Genomic DNA, 25,574 nt, shown 5'->3' on the forward strand with positions numbered 1-25,574 from the left:
TCTCCGGCAGGACGGCGCACCCGGGCCGGTGGTCACTTGGACAGGATCTCGGCGGCCTTGTCCGAGGCCTCCTGCCAGACGTCGTCGTCCCGCTGGTGGCTGTAGTACGCCTCGAACAGCGGCTGCAGCTCGGACTTGAGCTCCGCGCCGTTGCCGTAGGCGAGCGACGGCTCCAACTCGCCGTTCTTCGCGTAGTCCACGAAGACGCTGAGGTCGACGCCCTGCTCGAGCTGGTCGGCGGCGAGCGCGTCCATGGCCGACGGGATGGACGGGAAGAACGAGCCCGACGTCAGCGCGGCGCTCTCCTGGCACTCGGCGGTGCCCATGAACGAGATCCAGTCCCAGGCCGCCTGCTTGACCTTGCTGCCCGACCACAGCATGTTGCCGTTGGAGTTGCTCATGACCACGCGCGTCTCGCCGTCGGGGCCGAGCACGTTCGGCGCGATGCCCACCGACAGGCCCGGCAGCTTCGCGAACGTCGTGGCCGACCACGAGCCGCCGGAGATCATCGCGACCGAGCCCGAGCCCAGCTGCTCGGTGTCACCCACGGTGAACTGGCCGAACTCCGGGGCCAGGCCTCGGTCGGACAGGCCACGCAGATATCTCATCGTCCCGGTGAAGTCCGGGTCGTCGAAGGCGAACGACGTGGGCCAGCTCTCGGGCTCACGCATCTGCCAGCCCGTCGAGGCGGCGAACTGGTACCAGGTGGTCTGGCCCAGGTAGTCGGCGGTGCCGAGCGCGCCGATGCCGTACACGGCCACGTGGTCCTTGTCGAAGCCCTTCTCGTCGCCCCGCGTGCCGTTCTCGTCCACGGTCAGGCGCGCCACGACGTCGTCGAAGGTGCCGCCGTCGTCCGGGTTCCAGGTCATGTTCTGCACGTCGTCCTCGGTGAGGCCCGCGTCCTTGAGCATGTCCTTGTTGTAGTAGAAGGCCGACCCGGCGAAGTCCAGGGGCAGCGCGTACTGCTTGTCGTCCGTGTACGTGAACGCCGGGACGCCCACGTTGAACACGCCCAGGTCGTAGTCCGACTCGGCGATGTAGTCGTCGAGCGGCTCGAGCTGGCCCTGCTGCGCGTACGAGTCCAGGAACTCGACGCTGTTCTGGAAGGCGTCGGGCGCGTTGCCCGCGACGAAGCCCGCGGTGAGCTTGGTGAAGTAGTCGTCGACCGCGTACTGGGTGATGTTGACCGTGATGTCGGGGTACTTCTCCTGGAAGGCGGGCAGGCAGGTCTTGTACGACTCGGCCTGCTTCTCGTCCCAGGTCCACCAGTTGACGGTGCCCGCGTGGGCACCCTCCTCGGCGGCGCCGCCGGCCGAGCCGCCCGCGCACGCGGTCAGCGAGAGGGTGACGGCGGCTGCGGCGACGATGCCCAGCATGTGCTTCGTTCTCATGATTCCTCTTCGATCAGGGGAGACGGATGGGTGAGGTGGCCGGCGTCGGCCCCGAGCATGCGGCCGAGCACGTCGAGCGCGCCCTGCCGGTCGAGGCTTCCGCCGGCGTCGTGGCCGTTGGCCGGCCAGACGGCGATGTCGTGCGGCGCGGCGTACTCGTTGTGCGCGGCGAACACGGTCTGCGGGGGAGTGATGTCGTCGTCGAGCCCGCAGGAGAACCACGCGGGCACGTGTGCCAGGCGCGCGAAGTTGACGACGTCGACGTAGCGCAGCGTGGCGAGCGCGCGCTCGCGGCGCGGCCGGTCCCGGGCGAACAGGTCGGCCAGCTCGCGGTACGGGCCCTGTGCGGCCAGGGTCAGCGCACCGGGCAGGTCGGCGAGGAACGGTGCCTGGGCGAGCACCGCCCGGACCCCGTCGGCGAGGTACCCGGCGGCCAGGGCGATCCCGGCGCCCTGGCTGTTGCCGAGCACGGCCACACGGCCGGGGTCCACACCGGGCAGCCGGCGCACGGCGTCGACGGCCAGGGCCGCGTCCGTGAACACGCGGCGGTAGTAGTACCCGGCGGGGTCGGCCAGGCCGCGCGTCACGTAGCCCGTGCTGTCACCCCACGGGCCGTCCGGCGTGGAGCCGTCACCCTGGCCACGGGTGTCCATGACGAGGTGGGCGTAGCCCGCCGCCGACCACGTGAGGTCGTCGATGGCGTGCCCGCGCCCCGCGCCGTAGCCCGTGAAGTGGACCACCGCGGGCAGCGGGCCGGAGCGGTGCCGCGGCAGACGCAGCCAGGCGCGTACCGGGTCGCCGGCGAAACCGGGGAACGTCACGTCCAGGACGTCGATCGCGTCCAGCGGGGTGGGCACCGGGACGGCAGCCGGCGCCTCCGCGCTCGCGGCCCGTGCCTCGGCGAGGGTGTCGCGCCAGAACGCGGCGAAGTCGTCCGGGAGATCCTGTGTCGACCGGTAGGCGTGCAGCGCCGCCTCGCGGGGGTCCGCGGTCATGACGCCTCCGTCCCGGCCGGCGCCGCCGTGGCGGCGAACAGGTCCGCGACCGGGACCGTCGCGCCGTCGACGGGCAGCGTGCGGGACAGGCCCGCGAAGGTCACGACCACCTCGTGCGCTGCGCCGCCGACGGCGTCGTGCAGCCGCAGGGTGGCCGGGCGGCCGGCCCGCCAGGCGAGGTCGACCGCGATGCCGCCACGGGTGCGCACGCCCGTGACGCGGCCATCGGGCCAGGCCGCGGGCAGGGCGGGCAGCAGACGGAGCGGGTCTTCCGGGGTGCCCTCGCTGGAGCCGACCAGCAGCTCCGCGATCGCCGCGGCCAGGCCGAAGTTGCCGTCGATCTGGAACGGCGGGTGCGTCGAGAACAGGTTGGGCAGCAGCCCGCCCCACTCGGAGCCGTCCACCGGGGCGTCGCGCTCGGGGTCACCGGTGTACGGGTGGGTCGCCTCGCGCAGCAGGTCGCGCGCGACGTCGCCGTCGCCCAGCCGGGCCCGCATCAGCATCTTCCACGACCACGACCAGCCCATGGCCCCCGGGCCGCGCGCGTCGAGCGTGCGGCGGGCGGCCTGCGCGAGGCCGGGGGTGCGCACCGGGTCGATCAGGTCGAGCGGGTGCAGCCCGATCAGCGGCGACAGGTGGCGGTGGTGCGGGTCGGTCGCGACCACGTCGTCGCCCCACTCGTGCAGCGTGCCGTCGTCCGCGACGCGCAGGGGTGCCAGGCGGGGGAGCGCCGCGCGGATCTCGTCGAGCAGCGCCTCGTCCGCGCCGCCGGCCGCGAGGTCCGCCGCGGCGAGCGTCCGCTCGAACGTGGCCCGGATCAGCGTCAGGTCCATCGCGGACGACGTCGACACCGCTCCGGTCGACCCGTCGGCGCGGCGGAACGAGTTCTCGGGGGACGTCGACGGCGAGGTGCCGAGGGTGCCGTCGGCGTCGGGCACCAGCCAGTCCAGGGCGAACGCGCTCGCGCCGAGCAGCAGCGGCAGCACGCGCCCGGTCAGCTCGTCACGGTCGCGGCCGTACTCCCAGCGCTGCCACAGATGGTCCGCGAGCCACAGGCCGCCCATCGGCCAGAACGCCCAGGACGTCGCGCCGTGGCCCGCGCCGACGGGCAGCGCCCAGCCCCACGGGTCGGTGTTGTGGTGCGCCACCCAGCCGCGCGCCCCGTAGAGGGCACCGGCGACGGCGCGTCCCTGGTGGGCGACCCGCTCGACGAGGTCGAGCAGGGGTCCGTGCAGCTCGCCCAGGCCGGTGCGCTCGGCGAGCCAGTAGTTCATCTGGGTGTTGATGTTGATCGTGTAGTTGGACGACCACGGCGGCCGCATCGACGCGTTCCAGATGCCCTGGAGGTTCGCCGGCGGTGACCCGGGCCGCGACGACGAGACGAGCAGGTAGCGCCCGTAGGCGTACAGCACCGGGGCCAGCGCGCGGTCGTCGCCGTCCGCGAGGAGGGTCGCGACGTCGACGGGTTCACCCGTCGCGGGGACGGCGGCGTGCCCGTCGTCCTGTGCGTCGCGGCCGATCTCCAGGCCCGACCGCCCGAGGAGCTCCCGGGCGTCGGTCTCGTGCCGGATGCGCAGCTCGCCGCCGTCGGTCGCCGCGAGGCGCCCGGCTCGCCGGGCCGCGCGGGCGACCAGCGCGTCGCCGGTCGCGGGCGGCTCGTGCCGCCACCAGCGGCGCGTGTTCGTCTCGGTGGTGGTGGCGAGCAGGATCCGGCGTGCCCCCGTGACCACGACCTCGTACCCGGCCGGCGGCGGCGTGTCGCCGGTGCCCGTCCCGGCAGCGTGGCCGGCCGGCCGGACGGTTGCCGTCCCGTCGGTGTGCAGCGCCACGGCGACGGCCGCGACGGGGTCGAACCCCGGCCCGCCGTCCCGCCACACGTGGGCGACGGCGTCCGGCTCGTGCTGCGGCGCGCCGTCGATCGGTGCCTCGACGAGCAGCGCCAGGTGCGCGCTCCCGGGACCCTGCGCCCGGGCGTCGGCGTCCACGACCCGCAGGGGCGAGCGCAGGCGCAGCACGGCCGAGACCGGTGCGTCGGCGACGAGCTCGACGAACAGCGCGCCGTCGGCCGCCCCCGCCCAGGTGCTGCGGCGCACGCGCACGCCGTCGACCAGGAACGACTCGTCGACCACGGCGCAGGCCAGGTCGAGCACCCGCTCGTACCCGGCCGCGTCGATCCGGCCCAGGTCCAGGCCGAGGTCGCCCAGCGGCAGGAACTCCTGGCTCCACGGGCCCTCGAAGGTGCGCAGCAGCCGCTCGGCCGCCGCGTCGTCGTGCCGGGCGACGGCGTCGCGCACCTCGGCGAGGCGGTCCGGTCCGGCGCCGCCGGCGAGGACGGCGTCGAGCGCCTGCCGGGGACCGTCGGGGGTGCCGGACCACAGCGACGAGTCGTTGAGCGTCACGCGGCCGCGGGCGTCGCCGAGCACCATGCCGCCGATCTCGCCGTTGCCGACGGGTGTGGCCGCGGTCCAGTGCGGGGCAGGCTCGGTCCAGCGCAGGCGGACGGGGCCCGGTGCGGCGCTCACTTGAGCCCCGAGAAGCCGATGGAGTCCACGATGCGGCGGCCGAACGCGACGAACAGCAGCAGCATGGGCAGCGCCGCGACCAGCGTGGCGGCCATCAGCCCGGCCCAGTCGGGTGCGGCCTGCGGCGAGGACTGCTTGAACACGGCCAGCGCGAGGGTCAGCGGCCGCACGCTGTCGTCGCTGGTGACCAGGAGCGGCCAGAAGTAGTCGTTCCAGGCCCCGATGAAGCCCAGGATCGACAGCGTCGTCACGGGGCCGGACGTCATGGGCAGCGTGATCTGGAACAGCACGCGCAGCCGGCTCGCGCCGTCGATGAGCGCCGCCTCCTCGATCTCGTGGCTGAGGCCGAGCATGAACTGCCGCAGGAAGAAGATGTTGAACGCCGAGAACAGCGCACCCGGCAGGATCAGGCCGCCGAACGTGTTGAGCAGGCCCAGGTCCTTGACCAGCACGAAGTTCGGCAGCAGCGTCAGGATGCCCGGGACCATCAGCGCCGTGAGCAGCACGGAGAAGACCAGGTCGCGGCCCTTCCAGTGCAGGCGGGCGAAGGCGTAGGCGGCGATCAGCGAGAAGAACACCACCAGCCCGGTCTGGAGCGTCGCGAAGACCAGCGAGTTCAGGGCGAAGTGCAGGATGTTGATGCTGGCGCCGGAGCCGCCCTCCGCCAGCGACTCCGCGGACGTCGCGATGCCCAGCACCCTCCGGAACGCGCCGAGCGTGAAGTCCGCCGGCAGCAGCGACGACGGGTTGGTGATGAGCGCGTAGTTGTTGGAGAACGACGTCCGCACGATCCAGTAGAACGGGAAGATCGTCACGAGCACGACGGCGCCGAGGTAGGTCCAGGCGAGGGCGCGCCCGGGGCTGAGGCGGCGTCGTGCGGACGACGGCCGGTGGTGGGCCCGGGCCGGTGCGCCGGTGCCGGCGGGTGCGCCGGTCAGGGCGCGCGCCGGGGACGTGGTTGCGGACATGCGGGAGCTCCTCGCTGGTTCAGGACGACTCGCTGGTTCGTGGGCAGGGCGGGGCGACGGCGACGGTCAGTCGGTGTCCGACTCGTCGGCGCGCAGCAGGCGCATCTGCAGGAAGGTGATGGCGATGAGCATCGCGAACAGCGCGAGCGACATCGTCGCGGCGTAGCCGAACTCGAACTGGCCGAACGCCTTGTCGTAGATGTAGAGCTGCAGCACGTTGGAGGCGCGCGCGGGGCCGCCCTGCGTGGTCACGGCGACGATGTCGAAGACCTGGAACGAGCCGATCACGGTCAGCACCAGCACCATCGCCAGCACCGGCCGCAGGAGGGGCAGGGTGAGGCGCCGGAACATCTGCACCTCGGTGGCGCCGTCGATGCGGCCCGCCTCGTAGATGGACGGCGGGATGGTCTGCAGGCCGGCGAACACGATGATCGCGTTGTAGCCCATGCCCTTCCAGACGCTGATCAGCGCGATCGTCGGGATGGCCCACTTGCTGGAGCCCAGGAAGAACACGGGGTCGAGACCGAGCTGGCGGATCGCGATGTTCACGATGCCGAGCTGGGCGTCGAGCATCCACGACCAGGTGGTCGCCGCGACCACGCCCGAGATGAGGAACGGCAGGATGATGACGCCGCGCAGCAGGGTGGACGCCGTCAGCCGGTGCAGCACCACCGCCGTCGTCACCGACAGGGCCATCCCGATCACCACGGACAGCACGACGAAGTACGCCGTGACGCCGAGCGAGTGCCAGAAGACCTCGTCGGCGACGAGGCGCCGCAGGTTGTCCAGGCCGGTCCACTGCGGCGGGGTGAGCACGCGGAAGTCGGTGAAGCTCAGGTAGATGCCCCGCAGCGTCGGGTAGGCGGCGAACACCAGGAAGCCCACGACGGCGGGTGCGACCAGCACCCAGGCCAGGCGTGCGTCGCCCCGGTGCGCGGGTGATCCCCCGTGCCGTACCGAGCCTGTGTCCCGCGTCGCGCGGCGTCCGCGTGACGGGGTTGTCGTGGAGATCGCCATCGGCCTCATCCCTCGTCGTCGAGCTGCAAGGAGGCAGACACCTCGCTTGCCGCCGACAGCGTAGAGCGACTAAGTTTCCACTGTCAAGAAAGTCGATCCGGGGTGGTGAAGATGTCTGCTGGTGATGGATACGCGGTGCTGCGTGCGGCTGGGGTGTCGCTCGTGCTCGACCTGGAGGGCGAGATGCCCCAGGTGCTGCACTGGGGCGCGGACCTCGGCGACGTGGGTCCCGACGGCGTCGCCGCGCTGCGGGAGTCCGGTGTGCCGGCGCGGGTGGCCAACTCGCCGGAGACGCCCCGCGTGCTCACGCTGCTGCCCGTCGAGCGCGACTCCTGGTCGGGGTTTCCCGGCATCGAGGGGCACCGCGGCGGCACGGCGACGACGCCCCGCCCGGTGCTGAGCGGCGCGACCGTCGAGGTGCCGGACGACGGCGTCGGCGGCACCGTGCGGCTGGACGTGCGCGAGCCGATCGCGGACCTCGCCCTCGCGGCCGAGCTCGAGCTGGAGCCGACCGGGGTGCTGCGCGTGCGGTGGTCGGTCACGGCGCAGGGGTCCGGCACGTACGACCTGTCGCACGTCACGGCGCTCCTGCCGGTGCCTGCCCGTGCGACGCAGGTGCTGGACTTCAGCGGGCGCTGGAGCCGGGAGCGCGCACCGCAGCGCCTGCCGCTCGTGGACGGCGCCCACGTGCGCGAGGTGCGCCGGGGCAAGCCCGGCCTCGACTCGCCCTACCTGCTGGTGGCGGGCACGCCGGGCTTCGCGCACCGCGCGGGTGAGGTGTGGGCCGCGCACGTGGCCTGGAGCGGCGACCAGCGGTGGATCGCGCAGCGGCTGCCCGAGGGTGCCGGTGTGCACGGCGCGGTGATCGGCGGCGGCGACCTGCCGCGGCCCGGCGAGGTGCGGCTGGGTCCCGGCGAGCGGTACGAGGCGCCCGACGTGCTCTTCGCCTGGTCGGACGCCGGGCTCGACGGCCTCGCCGACCGGTTCCACCGCCGCGCGCGCACGCGCCGTCCCCGCTCCACCCCGCAGCCCCTGGTGCTCAACACGTGGGAGGCCGTCTACTTCGACCACGACCTCGGGCGGCTGGGCGAGCTCGTGGACCGCGCGGCCCGCGTGGGTGTCGAGCGGATCGTGCTCGACGACGGCTGGTTCCGCGGCCGCCGTGACGACACGGCGGGGCTCGGCGACTGGCAGATCGAGGCGGACGTCTGGCCCGACGGGCTCGACCCGTTCGTGGAGCGCGTGCACGCCGCGGGCATGGAGTTCGGGCTGTGGTTCGAGCCCGAGATGGTCAACCTCGACTCCGACCTGGCGCGGCTGCACCCGGAGTGGCTGCTGGCGCCGTCGGCGGGCGTGGGGGCGAGCTTCCGCAACCAGTACGTGCTCGACGTCGCGCACCCCGACGCGTACGCGTACCTCGTCGAGTCGATCTCGAAGCTCGTGGAGCGCTACGACATCGCGTACATCAAGTGGGACCACAACCGCGAGCTGCACGAGGCGGTGGTCCGCGGCGGCGCCGACGGCGACCGTCCGGGGGTGCGGCGGCAGACGCTCGCGCTGTACGCCCTGCTCGACGAGCTGCGTGAGCGGCACCCGACGCTGGAGATCGAGAGCTGCGCGTCGGGTGGCGGGCGCATCGACCTGGGCATCCTGGAGCGCACCGACCGGGTCTGGACGTCGGACTGCAACGACCCCGTGGAGCGCCAGCAGATCCAGCGCTGGAGCGAGCTGCTGCTGCCGCCCGAGCTGCTCGGGTCGCACGTCGGCGCGGCGCGGGCGCACACCACGAACCGCGTCACCGACCTGTCGTTCCGGCTCGTGACGGCGGCGTTCGCGGCACCGGGCATCGAGTGGGACATCACCGGCTGCACCGACGAGGAGATGGCGCAGCTCGCGTCCTGGGCGACGTTCGTGACCTCCCGGCGGCCCCTGCTGCACTGGGGAGTGCGGGTGCACGCCGACCTGGCCGACGACCAGACGCTGCTGCACGGCACCGTCGCCCAGGACGGCGCGCAGGCGCTGTTCGCCTGGGTGCGGCTGGCGAGCTCGGCGGGTCCCCAGGCGGCCCGCGTGCCGTTCCCGGGGCTGGACCGCGACCGGGACTACGTGGTGCGCGTACCGGACGCCTTCGGTCCGGCCGCGGTGCACGGCCAGGAGCCCGCCTGGCTCGCGCGTGCTCGGAGCACGGAGGGCTTCCGGGTGCCCGGAGCGATCCTGGCGGGCGCGGGTCTGCCCCTCCCGGTGCTCCACCCGGCCTCGGCGCTGGTCCTGGAGCTCACCTCGGTGTGACCCCCGCGCGTCAGACGCTCAGGTCGGCAGGTGACCTGAGCGTCTGGCACGCGGTCGCTGGTCAGCGGGTGTAGCGGAAGCCGTCCGTGCGCATCGGTGCGTCCGAGCCGTTCAGCACCACGACGCGGTGCTCGCCGCGGCGCAGGCCCGCGACCGAGTACAGCTCCTGCTGCGTGCGGCGGGTCGCGGTGCGGGTGTCGACCGTCTCGGCGAGCACCCCGTCCACGTAGACGTGGACCGGTCCCTGGTCCGGCGCCGTCGGCGCGACCCAGGTCACGCCGGTGCCCGTGAACGTCAGGTCGGTCCACGCCGCGCCCTGCGCCGTGTGCACGTCGTCCGCGGCGTCGCCGCGGAACCCGAAGGTCAGGGCGGTGTCGCCCGCCGGCAGCGCCGTCAGGAAGCCGGCCGACAGCACGACGGCCGAGCCGTCCACGGTGTAGTCGGCACCGCGCTCCAGGACGGTGTCGCCGTACCGGATCCCGGTGAGCTCGCCCGGGTCGCGCGCGAGCTCGACGCGGGTCGCCTCCGCCCCGTCGTCGGGTACCACGATCGCGTTCGGCGTCACCAGGTTCTCCTGCTCGACGTCGATCCGGTCCAGCAGCATGAACCGGCCGCTCTTCTTCTCGACGCGCAGCGTGTGCTCGCCGTCCGCCAGGTCGCTCGCCGACCACACCGCCTGCTGGCTCTCGCGGGGGGTCCCGGCGGGCAGCGAGGCGTCCACCGTGGCCACGGGCTCGCCGTCGAGGAAGACCGCCACCTCGCCCTGGGACTCGTCACGCTCGGTCACGTACGTCACGCCGGTGCCGCGGAAGGTCAGCTCGAACGCGTCGCCGTCCTTCTCGGTCCAGTGCACGTCGTCCTCGTGGTCGCCGAGCCCGCGGCCGGTGCTGTGGCTCCAGCTCCCGGAGTAGCTGATCTCGGCCGCGTCGTCGTTGAGCCGGGTCACGCGGGCGTCGGTGTCGCCGGGTGCGGGCGGCTCGTCGCCGTCCGCCACGACCGTGACGGCGAGGTCCTGCGACGTCGCCGCCACCTCCTGGTTGCCGTTGCGCTGCCAGTCGCCGCCGTAGCCCACCTGGAGCACGTCGTCGTTGACGGCCGACGTCGCGGCCCCGGCGGGCGTGACCCGCAGCAGCCGCACGCCGTGGGGCGGCACGTCGGTCGCGGTGAAGCCGTCCGTGAACCGGCCGAGGTTCTTGCGGGCCCACAGGTCGCGCACCTGGTGCCGGCCGTCGGTCAGCCCCAGGTCCGTCCAGTCCGCCGTGACGTCGGCGTCGGTCGAGCCCAGGTTGAACAGCCCCACGACGTACGACCCGTCGTCCTGCAGCGAGTACCAGACCTGCCGCTTGCCCGTGGTCGAGACGGGGTGGGCGGGGATCGCGGCCTGGTTGACGGCGATGACCTCCTCGTTGGTGAGCAGGCCGAGCCCGAACGCGTCGAGCCGGGTCAGGTCGTTGCCCGTGTACATCGGGGCCGCGGAGATGGCCCACAGCGTGGTCGCCGTGCGGCGCTCGTCCTGCGTCAGGCCGTCCATGCGGCCGTTGCCCACGTTGAGCGAGTCGAGGTCGCCGAAGCCGCCCGGCCCGGTGCTGCGCCACCACTGCTCGGCCTTGGGGAACAGGCGCGCGATGTTGGGCCAGGTGGTCAGTGCCTCGTTCTCGCAGTAGCACTCGACGTCCCAGTCGAGGCGCCAGCCGTCGGCCTTCTCCTTCCAGTAGTCCGCGTAGCGGGGGTCGAGCGCCCAGGACAGCTCGAACCAGATGCCGCGGCTGTGCAGCGCGTCGGACCATGCCGCGACGTCGCGCCGCGCGTCGAGCGACAGGTCGCCGATGCCGGAGCCCGGCGTCACGCTGTCGAACTTGACGAAGTCCACGCCCCACTCGTCCAGCAGCGCACCGACGGAGTCGATGTACTTCGTGGTGCACGGGTCGTCGAAGTCGAGCGCCCAGCCGATGCCCCAGTAGTCCGCCTTGGTGAGCGGCTGCTTGACGATGTCGCCGGTGCTGCAGCCCGGCGCGTTCCAGACGGGCAGGTCGGCCTCGTAGACCTCGGGCCCGATGCCGGGGATGAAGTACAGCCCGAACTTCTGGCCGTTGTCGTGCACGTGGTCGATCACGGCCTGGAGGCCGTCGGGGTACAGCGACGTGCTGGGCGTGGGGCGGCCGTACTCGTCCACGCCGTCGTTCCAGCCCGCGTCCACGTTGATGTGGTCGTACCCGAAGGGCTGCAGCTTCTCGTGCATCGCGTCGGACTGGGCCACGAGCTGGTCGGCGGTGATCCACCGGCCGTCGCCGCTGTAGACCTGCATGCTGAAGCTGCTCCAGCCCAGGTACGGCGCGGTGGCGAGGTCGCCGGGCTCCACGCGCGGGACGGCGGGCGGCGGCGTGGGCGGTGCCGCGGGGTCGGTGCCCGCGGTGGTGAGCGCGGTGGTGAGCGCGGCGGGTGCCTGCGGCGCCGCGACACCGGCGGTCGCGACGGCGGCGCTGCCGGTGGTCGCGAGGCCGAGGGCGGCGAGCCCGCACAGCGCCTGCCGGAGCAGGCGTCGGGAGCGTGTCATGGAGGTGCACTCCTTCGGTCGAGGATGCGCGGTGGCGTCGTGCGGAACGGCACTGTTCCACGGCGCGGGATGCGCCAGGTCGGCGCCCGTCATTATTTGACGCGCTCAAATAACCACAGGTCGGGCGCGAGCGCAAGGGTCGGTGAGGTAGTTGCTTGACAATGGAAATAAATTCGTGGAGCGTTCGACGCGCTCCACCCGCCCCGAGACCCCTGGTGACCTCCCATGCTCAAGCACACAGCCGTGCCCGGACCCTGGACCCTGCACGCCGAGACACCTGCGCCGGACGCCGACGCCGGCGTCCTCGCCCACCTGCCCGTCACCGCGACGGTTCCCGGCACCGTCCACACCGACCTCCTGGCCGCGGGGCTGATCGACGACCCGTACCTGGACCGCAACGAGCTCCTGACCCCCTGGATCGGGCGCTCGCGCTGGCGGTACGAGACGACGCTGCCCGAGCCGTCGTCCGCCGAGCGCACCGACCTCGTGCTCGACGGGCTGGACACGCTCGCCACGGTGACCGTGGGCGGCGTCGAGCGGCTGCGGACCCGGAACATGTTCCGTTCCTACCGGGTGCCGCTGGACCCGGCGGACGGCGCCGGCCTCGCGGTGACCTTCGACTCGCCCTGGGAGCCGTTCGACGATCTGGACGACGAGGAGCGGCGCGCGTTCGACTCGCCGTCGGCCCACATCCGCAAGATGGCCTGCAACTTCGGCTGGGACTGGGGCCCCACGCTGGTCACGGCCGGCCTCTGGCGCCCGGTGCGCATCGAGTCGTGGTCGGTCGCACGCCTCGCCGAGACCCGCGTGGAGGTGCGCGCCGAGCAGGACGCCGCCGGCTGGCGCGGCGTCGTCGAGGTGGGTGTCGAGCTGGAACGGACGACCACGGCGCACGACGTCGGGCTGGTGGTGCGGGTCGCCGGCCGTGCGGTCGACGTGGTGGTGCCCGCGGCGCAGGCGGCGGCGCAGGTGACCGTCGAGGTGCCCCTCGGGGAGGGCGACCTGTGGTGGCCGCGCGGCTCGGGCGACCAGCCGCTCCACGACGTCGAGGTGCGGCTGACCGACCGGGAGACGGGTGAGCCCCTCGACGCGGCGGACCGGCGCGTCGGCTTCCGCTCCGTCGAGGTGCGCCGCGAGCCGGACGCGGACGGGGAGTCGTTCGCGTTCGTCGTCAACGGCCGCCCCGTCGCGGCGCTCGGCTTCAACTGGATCCCGGACGACTGCTTCCCGCACCGCGTCACGCACGACGACGTCGCCGCCCGCCTGCGCGATGCCGCCGAGGCGAACGCCAACATCCTGCGCGTGTGGGGCGGCGGCCTGTACGAGTCCGACGACTTCTATGCGCAGTGCGACGAGCTCGGCTTCCTGGTCTGGCAGGACTTCGCCTTCGCGTGCGCGCCGTACCCGGAGCACGAGTGGATGCTGGCGGAGGTCGAGGCGGAGGCGCGCGAGAACGTGGCGCGGCTGATGTCGCACCCCTCGCTGGTGATCTGGAACGGCAACAACGAGAACTGGCTCGGCTGGGACGACTGGGGCTGGAAGGAGCGCCTCGGCGACCGGCCCTGGGGCGAGCGGTACTACCTGGAGGTGCTGCCGCGCGTCGTGGCCGAGGTGAGCCCGCACGCCTTCTACTGGCCCGGCAGCCCGTACTCCGGCACCCCGGAGGTGTACTCCAACGACCGCTCGCGCGGCGTGGTGCACCTGTGGGACGGCTGGAACGAGCAGGGCTACCAGGTCTTCCTGGAGGACCGGGCGCGGTTCGTCTCCGAGTTCGGCTGGCAGGGACCGCCCGCCTGGCGCACCCTCACCGACGCCGTGCACGACGACCCGCTGACGCCGTCGTCCGAGGGCGTGCTGCACCACCAGAAGGCGGTGGACGGCTCGCTCAAGCTGTCGCGCGGCCTGGCCCCGTACCTCGACGAGCCCACGGACATGACGGACTGGCACTGGGCGATGCAGCTCAACCAGGCGCGCGCCCTGACCTTCGCGATCGAGCACTTCCGCTCGCTGCGACCGGTGAACATGGGCTCGATCGTGTGGCAGCTCAACGACTGCTGGCCGGTCGCCTCCTGGGCGGTGGTCGACTCGGCCGGGCGCCGCCGCCCGGCGTGGTTCGCGGTGCGCGCCGCGTTCGCGCCCCGGCTCGCCACCATCCAGCCGCGGGCCGGCGGCCTCGCGCTCGTCCTGGTGAACGACACCGGCCGGCCCTGGTCGGGCTCCGCGACGGTGCGCCGCCGCGGGCTGGACGGCCGGGTGCTGGCCGAGCAGTCCGTCACGTTCGAGGCCGGGTCCGTGGCGAGCGCGACCGTGCCGCTCGACCCCGCCCTGAGCAGCCCGGGCGACCCGGCCGCCGAGCTCCTGGTGGCCGACGTCGACGGCGCGGCCCGGGCGTGGCGGTACTTCGCGGTGGACCGTGACCTGGCCTACCCCGCCCCCCGGCTCGACGTCACGACGGCCGCGCCGGCCGGCGGCGACGTCGACGTGACGGTCACGACCGATGCGTTCGTGCGCGACCTGACGGTCCACGCCGACCGGCTCGGCGCGGCGGCGTCGGCGAGCGACGCGCTGGTCACGCTGCTGCCGGGGGAGTCGATGACCTTCCGCGTCGCGGGCGGCGACCCCGGGGTCGTGGCCGGGCTCCGCGGCCAGGCGCCGGTCGTGCGGCACGCGGGGGACCTGGTGGGCTAGCCCCGGCGCGAGCCTGCGCGGTGCCTACGCGCCGCCGACGGTCCTGGTCAGGGGCGTCGGCGGCGCGTCAGCGCGGTGCTGGAGGTCCACGCGGTGCGTGCCGCAGGTGGCGCAGCGCACGTAGACCACGTGGCCCACGGAGGTCGCGTGCCGGGAGCCGGTGGTCCAGGAGTGCTCGTGCGGCATGGTCGTCGTCATGCCGCCCACGATGCTGTAATGGCCTTGTGCATCTCAACCCTTACGGAGAGTACGCGGTGCTGCTCGCCGCGTCCCTCGCCGACGACTGGCCCGCCGACCGCGCGGGGATCGAGGCCCGGACACGCGACTTCGGCATGACGATGGAGTTCCGGGAGTCGCCCGACGACCACGCGCTGACCCGGCTCGCGATCGACGACTGGCTGCTGGTCGTGGACGCCACCGACCCCGCCGAGCGGGCCGCGCTCCTGAACGCCCAGATGGCCGCCGTCGCGGCCTACCCGCGCCTCACCGACCACGACGGCGAGGGCTGGCACCTGCACTACCGGGACGACAACCAGGTGCTGTCCGCGGTGCTGCGCGCCGTGATCAGCGTCGGGACGTCGTTGCACCTGGTCACCCGCGGGATGCACCGGCTCGGACGGTGCGCCTCGGCGCCCTGCGCGAACGTCGTCGTCGACGTGACGCGCAACGGGCGGCAGCGGTACTGCTCGGTGCGGTGCGCCAACCGTGCCGCCGTACGGCGGCACCGCGAGCGCACCGCCCCTGAGCCGCCTGCAAGACTGCGCCCATGAAGCTGCACGAACGGATCGAGGGCCGGCTGCGCGAGTTCGTCGATCGACAGCCCATGTTCTTCGTGGCGACCGCGCCCCTCGCGGCGGACGGCCACGTCAACGTCTCACCCCGGGGCATCCCCGGCACCTTCGCCGTGCTGGACGACCACACGTTCGCCTGGCTGGACGGCACCGGCAGCGGCAGCGAGACGGTGGCGCACCTGCGGGAGAACGGCCGCATCACCGTGATGTTCTGCGCCTTCGAGGGCGCGCCGAACATCGTGCGGTTCCACGGCACGGGCCGCGTGGTGACCCGGTACGACGACGAGTACCCGGCGCTCGCCGCCCGGTTCACGGACGTGCCCGGCGCCCGCGCGGTCATCGTGGTCGACGTCGAGCGCGTCTCGGACAGCTGCGGCTGGGGCGTTCCGCTCATGTCCTACGAGGGTGAGCGCGACCTGGTCGGGCCGTACTTCGAGCGCAAGGGGGAGGCCGGGCAGCGGGAGTACCGGCGCCGGAAGAACCGGACGAGCATCGACGGCCTGCCGGCCTACGACGTGGACCCGGTCGACACCCCGGCGACCTGACCCACAGGACGTCGTCCCACGGCGGATGTCAGTGGCAGGGGGCAGGATCGGAGGCAGCAGAACCGACCTGGAGGACGCCATGGCTGACACACCCGCCCCACCCCGTACCTATCCCCACGGCGTGCCCTGCTGGGTGGACCTGGAGACGGAGAGCGTCGACGCGGCGCTCGCGTTCTACGGCGGGCTCTTCGGCTGGCGCTTCACGGAGATGCTGCCCGCCGGCGCCCCGGGGCGCTACGCGGTCGCGTCGCTGGACGGCACGTCCGCCACGTCCGTCGCCGCCGTCGCGACACCCGCCGCGGGCTTCGACGGCGAGGTGGCGTGGCACACGTACCTCGCGGTGGACGACGTCGACGACGCCGCCGCCCGCGTCGAGGGGCTGGGCGGCTTCGTGAGCTCCGTACCGGAGGACGTCGGGCCCCCGGGGCAGCGCGCGGGCCGCATGGCCCGGATCGTCGACGCGCAGGGAGCGCCCGGCCGCCTGTGGCAGGCGGGCACCCGGCTCGGCGCCCAGGTCGTCAACGCACCGGGCACGTGGAACTTCAGCAACCTGATCACCCCGGACGTCGACGCTGCCCTGCGGTTCTACGGACCGCTGCTCGGCTGGGAACGCAGCGACGACCTCGGGGCGGGCATGGCACGCGTGCCCGGGTACGGCGACCACCTGGCGCGCACGGTCGACCCGCGCATCCGCGAGCGGCAGGAGTTCGTGCCGCCCGCCTTCGCCGACGTCGTGGCCGGGGTGCTGCCGGGCGACGGGCCGGCCCACTGGTCGGTGGCCTTCGCGGTCGCCGACCGGGACGCGTCGGCCGCGACCGCCCAACGGGCCGGCGCGACCGTGCTGCGGACCGAGGACGGTGAGTGGAGCAAGGAGGCGACCATCCGGGACCCGTTCGGCGCGGAGCTCGTGCTGGCGCAGTTCGACCCGCCGGAGTCCTACCTGGAGGGCGAACGGGAGGCGGGCCGGGCCTGAGGCGGACGGCGGCCCGGACCCAGGATGCCCGGGCCTAGGATGCCTGGACCGTGCCGCGCCGCAGGTATGTCGCTACGCCGCACCGTCGCTACGCCGCGAACGTGTACCGTCCCGAGCCGACCCGGACCAGGACGGCACCGTCCTCCGCCCGGGCGTCCGTGACGCCCGCCGCGCGGTGCAGGGGACGGCCCTGCTCGGTGACGGCGGCCGGGTCCGGGACGGGCAGACGCACCGTCGCCGTGGCGCCCACGGGGACGGTCACCTCCAGCCGGAGCCGGCCGCCCGTGCGGCGCCACGCGCTGGCGACGGTGCCGTACGGCGTGCGGACCGACGCGCTCGCCCGGTCCAGGTGCCCGGTGACCGCGGGGGCGATGGTGATGTCCCGGAACCCGGTCTCGGGCGAGGCCTGGATGCCGGCCACGTGCTGGTAGAACCAGTCGTCCACGGTGCCGAGGAAGTAGTGGCCGTACGAGCGGGCCTCCCGTGACCAGTGCTCCCACATCGTGGTGGCGCCGTTCTCGATCATGTACCCCCAGCTCGGGTACGCGGTCTGCACGGCGAGCTCGTAGGCCACGTCGGCGTGCCCGTGCCGGGTGAGCACCGGCAGCAGCCACTTCGTGCCGAGCACGCCCGTGTTGAGCGTCGTGCCCTTGGCGCGTACGTCGGCCACGATGCTGTCGACGACCCGCCGGGTCATGGCGGCGTCGGGCACCAGGCCGAACTCCACGGCGAGCACGTTGTGCGTCTGCCGGTAGCCGCGGTCGCCGGTGCCCCGGTAGCAGCCGGCGGCCGTGTCGAGGAACGCGTCGTTGAAGGCGGCCCTGATCGTGGCGGCGTTCCGGGCGAAGTGCTCCACGTCGGCCGTCCGGCCGAGGAACCCCGCGCTGCGCCGCATGGAGGTGGTCATCGCGTACAGGAACGCCGTGGCGGAGACCCGGAGGTCCTCCGGCGCGTTGCCGCCCGCGGGGCTCGCCTCGGGGCTGACCCAGTCGCCGAGCCGGGCGTCGGGCACGATGCCGCCGGCCGAGCGGTCGAGCTCGAGGTCGACGTAGCGCTTCATGCCGTCGTAGCACTCGGCCAGCACGCGCGAGTCCCCGCCGTACTGGTGCAGCCACCAGGGGATCATCACGTATGCCGCGTGCCACGGCGGGCACACGCCCCACTCGCCCCAGTCGCCGGAGCTGGGCGCGATGACCAGGGGGCGGCCCTGCTCGTCGCGGGTCTCGTGCACGTCACGCAGCCACTTGGCGAACAGCTCGTGCACGTCGAGGTTCAGCAGGAACATCTCCGCGCCCACGGCGGCGTCGCCCGTCCAGCCGTTCTTCTCGAACATCGGGGTGTCGGTCGGGATGCCGTGGATGTTGTTGGTCAGCGTGTCCACCACGGCCCGGTGGGTGCGGTTCATGATCTCGCTGGAGCTGTCGAACGTGCCGGTCTCGGCGGCGGCCGTGTGCACCACCTGCGCCGTGAAGGCGGACAGGGGCGGCGGACCGTCCTGCGGCCACCCGGTGACCTCGACGTACTGGAAGCCCTTGTACGAGAATCGCGGCTCCCACGTCTCCGCCTGCCCGGTGCCGGCCAGGGTGAAGCGGTCGGTCTGGAAACCGGCCTGGAACCCGCCGTTGTTGCTCAGGTTCACGCGCCCGGCCGCGGTGAGCTTCTCGCCGTGCGCCGCCCGGATCGTGGTCCCGGCCGGACCCGTGGCGGTGTACCGCACCCAGCCCGCGAGCACCCGGGGGAACTTCACCACGTAGACACCCGGATCGGGCTCGGTCACCTCGACGGCGGGCAGCGACTCGATCACCTCGATCGGCTGCTGGCGTTGGTTGACCAGCACGCCGCGCGGGCCGGGTGCCGTCGACGCGGGCGCCCACGCGCCGTCGTCGAAGCCTGCCGTGTCCCAGCCCGGAACGGCCTCGCGGGCGTCGTAGGCCTCGCCGCCGTACAGGTCGTCGAACACCGTGGGCCCCGCGGCCAGACGCCACGTCGTGTCCGTGACCACGTGCTCGACCCGGCCGCCGGCGTACTCCAGGTACAGCACCGCACGCACCACGGGCTCGTCGTGCCAGGGCGGTGCCTCCCACCGCCAGACGTTGCCGCCCGTCATCCCGTAGAAGCCGCGGCCCAGCTCGACCCCGAGCGCGTTGCGGCCCGGACGCAACCGCCGGGTCAGGTCGGTCGCGGTGTACTGCACGGTGTCGTCGTAGTCGGTGAACCCGGGTCCCAGCACGCTGTCGTCGGCGGGCGCGCCGTTCAGCGACACGTTCGCGTACCCGCCCGCGGCCAGGTACAGCGTGGCGCGCTCGAGACCGGGCCCCACCTCGACCTCCCGGCGCAGCAGCGGCGCGGGCAGCGGGTCCCGCACCGGGAGCCGGACACCCCGGCCCCACGGGCCCGTGCCGTAGACGGCGATCTCGGCGGCCTGGTCCCAGCCGGAGTCGTCCAGGTCCGGCCGCGCGAAGTCCGCCGGGAAGTCCGTCGCGGCCTTCCAGGCGCTCCCGGACGTGAGCGTCGCCGTCGACCCGTCCGAGTACGTCAGGCGGACGACGGCGAGCACCGCCCCCGCGCTGACCGCGTCGTTCGTGCCCCGGACGGCCACGACCGTGGTGTCCCCGGACAGCTCGGCCGTGAAGAAGCGGGAGGACTGCCAGCCGTTCTCGGCCGGCTCCGTCGACCCCGTCTCGGCGCCGTCCACCCAGAGCGTGAACGAGTCGTCGGCCGTGACCAGCACCTCGGCCCGGGTCGCGGACGTGCCCTCCGGGGCGGCCCGGACGATCCGGAACGCCCGGTCCTGGCCGGCCAGCTCGCCCTGCGCCGCCCACATCCACGCGGCGCCGTCGAAGGTCAGGTCGGTGACCTGTCCCGGGCCGCGCTCGTTGCCGATCCACGCCGCCCCGGCCCAGTCGGCGTCCGTGTACAGGCCGGTGCGGAAGGCCGCCGTCGTCGTGCTCGAGCCGTGCGTCGTGACCACGTCCACGCGCCAGGTGTGGTCCGTGGCGGCGCGCAGCGCGGGCCCGTCGTACTCGACGTTCGCCGACTCCCGCGACCGGACGACCCCGCTGTCCCACACCGTGCGCGGGCGCTGCCCGCCCGTGCTGACGCGCAGCCGGTAGGACACCTGCTCGACGCCGCGTCCGTCCGCCTCGACGGTCCACGAGAAACGGGGACGGCCGACGTCGATGCCGAGCGGTCCGGTCTTCTTCTCGACGAGCGGCTCGGTCAGCCGCACCGCGCCGGCGGCACCCGGGCCTGGCGCCTGGCCGGCCGGCACGGCGGTGGCGGGAGCGGCGGTGACGGGTAGCGCGGCCGCGGTGGTCGCGACGCCGGCGGTCTTCAGGAACAGTCTGCGATCCACGGTCATGACGCCTCCAGGCGTGTGCGCGGTGAGAAAGCGAGCACCATTGCAACGTTTCAAAACGCGTGCGTCAGTGTAGGGGCGACCGGGTGCCCGCCGCCAGGGTGTGCGGCGGATAACCGCAGGTGGCGTGCCGAGATCTGACGACGTCGTGCGGATGGACCACGGCGTCCGGCCCGGGCGCCGGTGCATGGGAGGCTGGGCCCGTCCCGCTCGCCGTCTCGCACCGGAAAGAGACCATGGAACACGACCAGCTCGTCGCCCCGGCCCAGGCCCGCATCATGTCCAGCTACCTCACGTGCGAGCTCGCCACCGTGACGCGGTCCGGAATGCCGATCGCCTGGCCGGTCACCGGGGTGTGGCGCCCCGACGACCAGACCTTCGTGGTCTCGACGTCGATCGGGTTCCCGCAGAAGGCGTTCAACGTGCGCCGCGACCCGCACGTCGCCCTGCTCTTCTCGGACCCGACGGGCAGCGGGCTCGACGGCGAAGGGCAGGTCCTGCTCCAGGGCGTGGCCGAGTGCGCGGACGAGATCGAGACCCGGTTCTCGCGCAACGCCGACCTCTGGGAGCGCGTCTCGCGCGCCCAGCCCTCCTCGCGGGCCCTGTCGGCGGGGTGGCTCGCCCGCCGGCTCATGGACGTCTACTACATGCGGCTGGTCATCACGGTGACGCCGACGGCCGTCACGGCCCGCCCGCCGCTGCCCGGCGCCGCCCCGGTGCCCGCGCCCTCGCCGCTCGCGGTCCCCGCGGTGCCGGGCGTGCCGGAGCCCTTCGCCGGCGAGCTGGCCGGCTTCACCAGCGGTGTCCTGGCCGGCCTGGACGATGCCGGGCACCCGACCCTCGACCGGGTGGTGCCCGAACCTGCCGACGGCGGGCTCCTGCTGCCCGACTCCGCCGCGCGGCCCGGCCGAGCGAGCCTGCTGTTCCACCGGCACGACGAGCTGCTGGCCGCGCAGCGCAGCTTCGCTGTCGTCGGCGAGCTCGTCGAGAGCCCCCGTGGCCCCGTGCTCCGTCCGGAACGGGTGGCCGACGGGATCCAGCCCGCCGGGCTGGCGTCCACGGTCCGCATGGCACGCGGACTGCGGAAGCGGGCGCAGGCCTACCTGGACGCGCGGGGCCTGGAGCGGCCGGAGGTCCCGTGGGACGAGCTCAAGGACATCTACGCGCGGGTGGACGCGGAGAACGCGGCGCGCTGATCCCGGCGACCGGGTCAGTCCTCGCGACCGGGCCGCGACGAGCGCAGCCGCTTGGTGTCCGACCGCTGCCGCTTGGCCGTCAGCCGTCGTTCCTGCGATCCGCGGGTGGCCCGCGTCGCCTTGCGGGCGCGCGGGCCCGGGGCCAGTGCGTCGGCCACGAGGGCGGCCAGGCGCCGGGCGGCGGCGTCGCGGTTGCGCCGCTGTTCCCGGTGCTCGGAGGCGACGACGGTGAGCACCCCGCCGGTGAGGCGGTGCCCGAGCTGTTCGGTGAGCCGGCGGAGCTGCTCCTCGCTCAGGACGGCGGAAGCCCGGAGGTCCCAGGTGAGCTCGACGCGCGAGTCGGTGGTGTTCACGCCCTGGCCGCCGGGCCCGGAGGAGCGGGAGAAGCGCTCGGTGAGCTCGGCTCGGGGGATGGTCAGCCCGGGGCTGACGACGAGGCCGGGTCGGACGGGGGGCGGCATGAGGCCATCCTCCCAGGGGGTGCGCCTCGCGGTCACGCAGATAATTCTTCGACGCTATATAAATGGATCGTGGAAATGTCCAGCCAAAGCACCGAAGATTGCGTCAACGCACACGTGCCTGCGTGAGCGCAAAAGGGGCGAGCCCCCCTCGCGGAATTCCGCGAGAGGGGCTCGGCCGCTGGGGGAGTGATTCCAGCTCTGCTACCCGTCAGGGCAGGTCAGAGGCCCAGCAGGCAGAGAATCTGCTCCAGGGTGTAGCCCAGGTTGTCGAGCAGGTTCGAGACGATGTCAACGAGGGTCATGTGCGAGACCTTTCACATAATGGGGATCACGGACGATTGCCCGTGAGTCGAACTGTGTTCGCGTTCCATACGTTAAGCACCTGACACGGACACTGCAACGGGAAAGGGATATTAGTAGGTAAAGCGCGAAATGGTTGGCGCTGTGATAGTGGCCGCGACGCCGTCCGGTGCGCGCGGGAGACTGGGGCGCATGGCGACGACGAGCGCGGGCCTGCTGCCCTACCGGAGACTCCCTGACGGCACGTTCGAGGTGCTGCTCGGACACATGGGCGGGCCGTTCTGGGCCCGCAAGGACGCGGGCTCCTGGACGGTGCTCAAGGGTGAGCTCGAACCCGGCGAGGACCCGCACGCAGCCGCGCTGCGCGAGGCGGGCGAGGAGCTCGGTCTGGAGCTGCCACCCTCGACGGCCCCGGACGTCGAGCTCGGCGAGGTGCGCCAGCGCGCGGGCAAGAAGGTGCTCGCCTGGGCGCGCCAGTGGCCGTCGCCGGGGCCAGACCTGACCCGGATCACGAGCAACACGGTCCAGATCGAGTGGCCGCCGCGATCGGGCCGGCAGATCGAGATCCCGGAGATCGACCGCGTCGCCTGGTTCGCGCCGGACGACGCGCGGCGGGTCGTGGTGGGGGCGCAGGCGGCGTTCGTCGACCGGCTGGGGGAGGTGCTCGCGCTCAGGGCAGGGTGAGCGCCGCGTTCGTGTCACGGGCACCTCGCTGTGCACGGTAGTGCGTGGCTCCACGGTCCCGGAAGGGGCCGGGGGGCGGGGCCCGGCGCACGGCCGGGCCCCGCCTTCGTGTGGGGTGGTGGCGTCAGGGCTGGATCGTGGGCACGAAGTTGTCCAGGAGGAACTGGCCCTCCGCCCCCGGGGGCAGCTCACCCATGAACCGGGTGACGACCCCCGTGGTCGCGGACTGGACGTAGACCTGGAAGTCGATGGTCTGGACCGACGGGTCGGCCCAGTGCCCGGTCTGCGCCGCCGTGAGCACGGCCTCCGAGGCGCCCTCCACGTCGATGGAGGTGGCGTGGTACCCGAGCTTGTTGAGCTCCTTCGGGTCCGGCATCTCCTGGGAGACGAAGGGGGACTGCACCAGGACCCGCCAGTGCAGGTCGCCGAACTCGTCGGAGACCGCGACCTCCGGTGACTCCCACTCGTGGCCGCTGCCGCCGTCGCCGACGATCGCCCGGCCGTCCCAGTCGGCCGGGACCTTGTAGCCGACGCCGTCGGTCTCGGTGGACTGCCAGGTGTCGGTCGCGCCCTTGGTGGGCTCGCCCAGATCGATCGGGATGCCGATCGGGTCGCACGGGCCCGCTGCCTGGCCCGGGGCGTGCGCGGAGGCTGCGGAGCAGGCCACAGCCGCGGGGGCGGCGCCGGCGACCGTCGCCGAACCCGCCGTGAGGCCGACGACGAGGGCGGACGTCAGGAGGATGGAGCGTGCCTTCTCGTGTGTGTGTCTCATGACCACTAGGACGCAGCGGGTGCCCGGTGGGTTGTCCCAGGTCCTAGGCGGCGACGACGAGTTCTCCGTCGACCAGCCGGAGCTCGCGCGGCCACGGCTGCGTCGCCAAGGTCTCCTCGACCCAGACCGACAGCAGCGCCAAGGCAGTCCAGGCACGGTCACGGCCGGGCCACACCGCGGCCAGGTCGCCCATGTCCAGGTCCTCGGCGAAAGTCCGGAGGTCGTCGTCCGTCACGATGAGACGGATCGGCGGGCCGCCCGTGCGTCCTGCCCACCGGTGGATCTCGAGGTGCGGTCCGGCCGGGACGACCTCGGTGCCGGGGTCCAGTGACCACTGCTCCACGAGATGTTCGCGCATCGGTTCCAGTATGTGCCGCCCTTCGGCGGCGACGCGGAAATGGCGTGGAACGAGCTGGGGGGTGTCGGCATGATGACGCCCATGAGCACTGTGACGTTATGGCGCCCGACAGGTCACGCTGAGCTGGCCCTGGTCGAGGAATCGGGCTGGACCGCGTGGCCTCCGCGTCTCGCCGACCAGCCGATCTTCTATCCCGTGCTCAACGAGGACTATGCCACGCGGATCGCGCGGGACTGGAACGTGAAGGCGTCGGGTGCGGGATACGTGACCCGGTTCGAGGTCGAGAAGGAGTTCCTCGACCGGTACGAGGTCCAGCAGGCGGGTGGGCAGACCATCCTGGAGTACTGGATCCCCGCCGAGGACCTGCCGGAGCTCAACCGGAACATCGTCGGCAAGATCGCGGTCGTCGCCGAGTACCGGTGAGCCGGGTGAGGTGCACCTCGGGGAGGGCATTCTGACTAGGGCTTTCCGGCATTCTGGAGGCGGCTAGAGGCCTTGCTGCCTGATGTCTGGGGAGGCTCCGCGCCTGATGGCGTGACGTGCTCAGTCGTACCGTGCGATGAGTCGGCCGGGCACGCCTCGACCTTCCCCTAGGCTGACGCCGTGTCGCTCTCGCTCTGGCTCGCCCTGGTCGGCGCGGGCGTGCTGATCTCCCTCACGCCCGGCGCAGGCGCCATCAACACCATGTCGAACGCGATGACCTCCGGCTGGGCGCGGTCCATCTGGGGCATCCTCGGGCAGCAGCTCGCGCTGCTCGTGCACCTCGTGGTGGTCGCGGCCGGGGTCGGCGTGCTGGTCGCAGGCACGCCGTGGCTGTTCGACACCATCCGGTACGCCGGTGCCGCCTACCTGGTCTACCTCGGCGTGCGGCAGTTCCTCGCCCGCCCGGGTGCGGGCACCGACGTCGCCGGCGGTGCCCGGGTGCGCGAGCCGGCCTGGTCGATGTTCCGGCGCGGGCTCATGGTGAACCTCCTGAACCCGAAGGCGATCGTGTTCTTCCTGGCGTTCGTCCCGCAGTTCGTGCGGCCCGACCGGCCGCTGGTGGGCCAGTACGCCGTCCTCGCCGCGACCGTCGTGGTCATCGATGTCGTGGTCATGTGGTTCTTCTTCGCTACGACGGCGCGCGGTCTCGGCCGCCTGACGGCGGGCGAGTCGGGGTCGAAGGTCGTCAACCGCGTGTTCGGCAGCCTGTTCGTGGGCGTCGGGGTGCTGCTCGCGGTGATGCACTGACGCCGAGCTTCTGGCCGGACCCGCCGGTTTTCGTTGCAGAAAGCCCTCTGACCGGACAGGGTTTCGCCATGACCAGCGGCAGATCGCGCGCTCCGCGTCGGCCGCCCAGCGGACGGCTCGAAGGCCCAGCGTCGGCCGCTGTGCTGGTCGGCATCGGTGTACTCCTCGGTAACACGTTCGTCGCGCACTCGTGCCTGTTCGGCTACTGCGTGTCCCCGAAACCGTCCAACGTCGCCACCTACTGGATCACCGCGTCGATTGTGGCCGTGCTGGCCGCGTTCACCGTGTGGTCCGCACAGGAGCGTGGCTCGGGGCCCGCGTTGGCGTGGCATTCGATCGTCGCCGTCGTGGCGTTGCTGGCGATCCTGATATTTGCGGTGCCGACGACCGATGTTCCGTCCGAGGTGGTCGTCCCGTCGTCGCCCCCGCCGCCTGCCGGCTGCTTCGGCGAGAACTGCCTCGGGGGCTGAGGCGGGGCGCTG

General features: G+C 73.0%; 21 protein-coding genes. 10 read left to right on the forward strand and 11 right to left on the reverse strand.

Translation table 11 applies throughout. The features are described from left to right. Window positions 1-32: 32 nt before the first annotated feature. The 5 genes from ACO229_RS03995 to ACO229_RS04015 all read right to left on the reverse strand — a co-directional run bounded on the left by ACO229_RS03995 (window position 33) and on the right by ACO229_RS04015 (window position 6,893). On the reverse strand, window positions 33-1,391 hold the full coding sequence (locus tag ACO229_RS03995; protein ID WP_423463852.1) for an ABC transporter substrate-binding protein: 1,359 nt from the start codon (window positions 1,389-1,391) through the stop codon (window positions 33-35). Then, window positions 1,388-2,386 (reverse strand): acetylxylan esterase, encoded by a 999-nt coding sequence (locus ACO229_RS04000; protein ID WP_423463853.1) that lies wholly within the window; start codon window positions 2,384-2,386, stop codon window positions 1,388-1,390. The genes ACO229_RS03995 and ACO229_RS04000 overlap by 4 nt, the downstream gene beginning before the upstream one ends. Then, entirely contained in the window at window positions 2,383-4,908 is a 2,526-nt protein-coding gene (locus ACO229_RS04005) for a glycosyl hydrolase family 95 catalytic domain-containing protein (protein WP_423463854.1), read from the reverse strand. The genes ACO229_RS04000 and ACO229_RS04005 overlap by 4 nt, the downstream gene beginning before the upstream one ends. Next, entirely contained in the window at window positions 4,905-5,876 is a 972-nt protein-coding gene (locus tag ACO229_RS04010; protein WP_397418386.1) for a carbohydrate ABC transporter permease, read from the reverse strand. Before ACO229_RS04010 ends, ACO229_RS04005 begins: the two co-directional genes overlap by 4 nt. Before the next feature lie 66 nt (window positions 5,877-5,942). Beyond that, complete coding sequence (locus tag ACO229_RS04015; RefSeq protein WP_397418388.1) at window positions 5,943-6,893, reverse strand: carbohydrate ABC transporter permease; 951 nt, start codon at window positions 6,891-6,893, stop codon at window positions 5,943-5,945. A 111-nt stretch (window positions 6,894-7,004) separates the two neighbouring features. Here ACO229_RS04015 and ACO229_RS04020 point away from each other — a divergent pair, with 111 nt between their 5' ends. Further along, window positions 7,005-9,182 carry an alpha-galactosidase gene (locus ACO229_RS04020; protein ID WP_423463855.1) on the forward strand — a complete coding sequence of 726 codons (2,178 nt, stop codon included), beginning with the start codon at window positions 7,005-7,007 and terminating at the stop codon, window positions 9,180-9,182. Window positions 9,183-9,243: 61 nt separating this feature from the next. On the opposite strand, the gene ACO229_RS04025 is transcribed toward ACO229_RS04020, so the two are convergent. Then, entirely contained in the window at window positions 9,244-11,736 is a 2,493-nt protein-coding gene (locus ACO229_RS04025) for a X2-like carbohydrate binding domain-containing protein (RefSeq protein WP_423463856.1), read from the reverse strand. A 225-nt stretch (window positions 11,737-11,961) separates the two neighbouring features. On the opposite strand from ACO229_RS04025, the gene ACO229_RS04030 reads away from it, so the two are divergent. Next, a complete protein-coding gene (locus ACO229_RS04030) occupies window positions 11,962-14,424 on the forward strand; it encodes a glycoside hydrolase family 2 protein (protein WP_423463857.1) in 2,463 nt (820 codons plus the stop codon). A 24-nt stretch (window positions 14,425-14,448) separates the two neighbouring features. Here ACO229_RS04030 and ACO229_RS04035 read toward each other — a convergent pair whose 3' ends face one another. Further along, on the reverse strand, window positions 14,449-14,622 hold the full coding sequence (locus tag ACO229_RS04035; protein ID WP_397418396.1) for a hypothetical protein: 174 nt from the start codon (window positions 14,620-14,622) through the stop codon (window positions 14,449-14,451). Between the two features lie 26 nt (window positions 14,623-14,648). On the opposite strand from ACO229_RS04035, the gene ACO229_RS04040 reads away from it, so the two are divergent. The 3 genes from ACO229_RS04040 to ACO229_RS04050 all read left to right on the forward strand — a co-directional run bounded on the left by ACO229_RS04040 (window position 14,649) and on the right by ACO229_RS04050 (window position 16,733). Further along, window positions 14,649-15,194 carry a CGNR zinc finger domain-containing protein gene (locus tag ACO229_RS04040; RefSeq protein ID WP_423463858.1) on the forward strand — a complete coding sequence of 182 codons (546 nt, stop codon included), beginning with the start codon at window positions 14,649-14,651 and terminating at the stop codon, window positions 15,192-15,194. Beyond that, the gene (locus ACO229_RS04045; RefSeq protein ID WP_423463859.1) at window positions 15,191-15,760 is read left to right on the forward strand and encodes a pyridoxamine 5'-phosphate oxidase family protein; all 570 of its coding nucleotides are present in this window, start codon (window positions 15,191-15,193) and stop codon (window positions 15,758-15,760) included. The genes ACO229_RS04040 and ACO229_RS04045 overlap by 4 nt, the downstream gene beginning before the upstream one ends. Window positions 15,761-15,839: 79 nt before the next feature. Continuing rightward, window positions 15,840-16,733, forward strand: coding sequence for a VOC family protein (locus tag ACO229_RS04050; RefSeq protein WP_423463861.1), 894 nt, complete (start codon window positions 15,840-15,842; stop codon window positions 16,731-16,733). An 88-nt stretch (window positions 16,734-16,821) separates the two neighbouring features. Here ACO229_RS04050 and ACO229_RS04055 read toward each other — a convergent pair whose 3' ends face one another. Then, window positions 16,822-20,088, reverse strand: a complete 3,267-nt coding sequence (locus tag ACO229_RS04055; RefSeq protein WP_423463862.1) for a family 78 glycoside hydrolase catalytic domain — start codon at window positions 20,086-20,088, stop codon at window positions 16,822-16,824. 239 nt (window positions 20,089-20,327) lie between these two features. Between ACO229_RS04055 and ACO229_RS04060 the strand changes: the two genes are divergently transcribed. Beyond that, window positions 20,328-21,287, forward strand: coding sequence for a pyridoxamine 5'-phosphate oxidase family protein (locus ACO229_RS04060; protein ID WP_423463863.1), 960 nt, complete (start codon window positions 20,328-20,330; stop codon window positions 21,285-21,287). A gap of 14 nt (window positions 21,288-21,301) precedes the next feature. Here ACO229_RS04060 and arfB read toward each other — a convergent pair whose 3' ends face one another. Continuing rightward, on the reverse strand, window positions 21,302-21,748 hold the full coding sequence (gene arfB / locus ACO229_RS04065) for an alternative ribosome rescue aminoacyl-tRNA hydrolase ArfB (protein WP_423463864.1): 447 nt from the start codon (window positions 21,746-21,748) through the stop codon (window positions 21,302-21,304). Window positions 21,749-22,240: 492 nt separating this feature from the next. On the opposite strand from arfB, the gene ACO229_RS04070 reads away from it, so the two are divergent. After that, window positions 22,241-22,732 (forward strand): NUDIX domain-containing protein, encoded by a 492-nt coding sequence (locus tag ACO229_RS04070; protein WP_423463865.1) that lies wholly within the window; start codon window positions 22,241-22,243, stop codon window positions 22,730-22,732. Between the two features lie 124 nt (window positions 22,733-22,856). Here the strand turns inward: ACO229_RS04070 and ACO229_RS04075 are convergent, their stop codons facing one another. Both ACO229_RS04075 and ACO229_RS04080 read right to left on the reverse strand, forming a co-directional pair. Further along, complete coding sequence (locus ACO229_RS04075) at window positions 22,857-23,504, reverse strand: hypothetical protein (RefSeq protein WP_423463866.1); 648 nt, start codon at window positions 23,502-23,504, stop codon at window positions 22,857-22,859. A gap of 43 nt (window positions 23,505-23,547) precedes the next feature. Continuing rightward, entirely contained in the window at window positions 23,548-23,862 is a 315-nt protein-coding gene (locus ACO229_RS04080) for a hypothetical protein (protein ID WP_423463867.1), read from the reverse strand. Window positions 23,863-23,943: 81 nt separating this feature from the next. Between ACO229_RS04080 and ACO229_RS04085 the strand changes: the two genes are divergently transcribed. The 3 genes from ACO229_RS04085 (at window position 23,944) to ACO229_RS04095 (ending at window position 25,562) form a co-directional block, all read left to right on the forward strand. Continuing rightward, window positions 23,944-24,285 (forward strand): hypothetical protein, encoded by a 342-nt coding sequence (locus ACO229_RS04085; RefSeq protein ID WP_423463868.1) that lies wholly within the window; start codon window positions 23,944-23,946, stop codon window positions 24,283-24,285. A gap of 180 nt (window positions 24,286-24,465) precedes the next feature. Beyond that, window positions 24,466-25,092, forward strand: a complete 627-nt coding sequence (locus ACO229_RS04090; RefSeq protein ID WP_397418416.1) for a LysE family transporter — start codon at window positions 24,466-24,468, stop codon at window positions 25,090-25,092. 68 nt (window positions 25,093-25,160) lie between these two features. Continuing rightward, window positions 25,161-25,562, forward strand: coding sequence for a hypothetical protein (locus ACO229_RS04095; RefSeq protein WP_423463869.1), 402 nt, complete (start codon window positions 25,161-25,163; stop codon window positions 25,560-25,562). The last annotated feature ends 12 nt before the right edge of the window (window positions 25,563-25,574 follow it).

The sequence above is a fragment of the Promicromonospora sp. MS192 genome (assembly GCF_049532985.1).
Taxonomy (GTDB): Bacteria; Actinomycetota; Actinomycetes; order Actinomycetales; family Cellulomonadaceae; genus Promicromonospora.